At 76.3% G+C, this 1,487-nt stretch carries 1 protein-coding gene; it reads right to left on the reverse strand.

The features are described 5' to 3' along the window. Window positions 1–48: 48 nt before the first annotated feature. A partial coding sequence (locus tag ACFXPX_RS43860) for an MDR family MFS transporter (protein ID WP_380645121.1) occupies window positions 49–1,487 on the reverse strand: 1,439 nt, incomplete at its 5' end.

The raw sequence follows: 1,487 nt of genomic DNA on the forward strand, positions 1-1,487 counted from the left end.
GCCCCGCACCCGTCTCCTCCGGGTGCGGGGCCGACGGCCTGCGGTGCGTCAGTCCCCGGCACCGGCCGGAGCGGCGCCCTCGGCGGCGGGGCGGCCGGTCGCTGGACGGTCGGTCGCGGGGCGGCCGGGCAGCAGCAGGCAGAGCGGCACGGCGGCGGCGGTGAGCGCCACCGACCACCAGAAGGCCTGGTCGAAGCCCTGGGCCAGGGCGGTCGAGGTGCGGATGCCGCCGGTGCCGTGCTGGAGCACCACGGTGAGCAGCGCGATGCCCACCGAGCCGCCGATCTGCTGGGCGACCCTGGTGATGATGCTGGCGTCGGGGATCTCGGCGCGCTCCAGACCGGCGAAGGCGGCACCGGCCGGGGCGATCATGGCGGCGCCCAGCGCGAGGCCGCGGACGAACAGGGCCGCCGCCAGCGGGAGCAGACCGGTGTCGGCGCCGACGAAGGCGAACGGCACGGTGGCGGCGGCGACCAGGACGAAGGCCGCCAGCGAGACCCGGCGGGGGCCGAAGCGGTCGGTGTAGCGGCCGGCCAGGCCGCGGGCCAGCAGCGCTCCGACGCCCTGCGGGATGAGCAGCAGGCCGGCGCCGAGCGCGTCCTGCCCGCGCAGCTGCTGGAAGTACAGCGGCAGCAGCAGCATCGGCCCGTACAGGGCGACGCCGCCCAGGAAGAGCAGGGTGGCGGAGGAGGCCACCGAACGGTGGCGGAACAGTCGCACGCCGACCAGGGCGCCCTCGGGGCGGGCCAGCGCCCGAGCGGTGAAGCCGGCGACCAGGGCGAGCCCGCCGAGCAGCGGGACGAGCACCTCGGCGGTGGCGAAGCCGCCCCGGCCGTCGACCCGGGAGAGGCCGTAGATCACGGCGGCGCAGCCCGGGGAGAGCAGCAGCATGCCGGGCACGTCCGGCCGGGCGCGCGGCCGGTCCGGGCCGGGGCGGTCGTCGGGCAGGTCGCGGCGGGCGAGCAGCACGCCGACGACGCAGAACGGGATGTTGACGAGGAACAGCCAGCGCCAGTCGGCGACGTGCAGGATCAGTCCGCCCAGCACCGGGCCGAGGATCGGGCCGAGCGCGGTGGGCACGGTGATGATCGCCATCACCTTGCCGGTGTTGCGCCCCTTGGCGGCCTGCATCAGCAGGGTGCTGACCAGCGGCATCATCAGCCCGCCGGCGACGCCCTGGACGACCCGGAAGGCGATCAGGGAGGCCGCGTCCCAGGCCAGGGCGCTGAGCACGGAGCCCAGCAGGAAGCCGAGGAGGGCGGCGATCCAGAGCCGGCGGCCGCCGAACCGCGCCTGGGCCCAGCCGGCCAGCGGGATGGTGACGAACACGGCGAGCAGGTAGCCGGTGCCCACCCACTGGACGGTGGAGAGCGGGGCGTGCAGCCGCTCGGCGAGGTCGTCGAGGGCGACGCTGACGATGGTGGTGTCGAAGACGACGGCGAGGGCGCCGGTGATCAGGGTGACGGCCAGCCGCCACACGGCGGGGT

Origin of the sequence: Kitasatospora sp. NPDC059146 (genome assembly GCF_042786665.1) — a bacterium.
Classification (GTDB): domain Bacteria; phylum Actinomycetota; class Actinomycetes; order Streptomycetales; family Streptomycetaceae; genus Kitasatospora.